This is a genomic window from Bartonella sp. AA86SXKL (assembly GCF_042196885.1).
In genome coordinates, this window is record NZ_JBHIRE010000187.1 from 1 (window position 1) to 560 (window position 560).

At 40.4% G+C, this 560-nt stretch carries 1 protein-coding gene; it reads right to left on the bottom strand.

The window, feature by feature from the left end; genetic code table 11:
- A partial coding sequence (locus ACFIO5_RS10865) for a ThiF family adenylyltransferase (protein WP_375705407.1) occupies positions 1–560 on the bottom strand: 560 nt, incomplete at both ends.

The following is a 560-nucleotide window of genomic DNA, read 5'->3' on the forward strand; positions in this document are numbered from 1 at the left end:
GCTGCTGCATTCGCATTGGAATCTGATCGTTTATAAGTAATGACCTTAAATTGCACTGATAATCTATTATAGAGGAGGTTTTTCTCTACTAAGGATTCATTGGTGTTTGTGATAAGTTTAATGGCTTCCATTGCTTGGAGTGTTCCAATGACTCCGGGTAAAGCGCCGATAATTCCAGTTTCAGCACATGTTGAGAGAGTGCCGGGAGCTGGTGGATTTGGGAATAAATCACGATAGTGAGGGTTATTGTCTTTATAAGGCATGAGCACTGTTAATGAGCCGTCAAAACGTCCTACAGCACCGCTTATTAAAGGTTTGGCACATTGGGCTGTATGATCAGCAAGCAGATAGCGTGTGGCAAAATTATCACTCCCATCAACAATGATGTGATAGGCGTTGAGCAATTTACCCACATTACTTTTATCTAAGCGTAGGGTGTGTTTTTCAACCGTAACATGAGGATTTATTGCGTTTATAGTGGCTTTAGCACTGTCAGTTTTACATTGGTTAATTGTGTTTGTTTTATGAATCACTTGGCGTTGTAAATTGGAGAGTGAAAC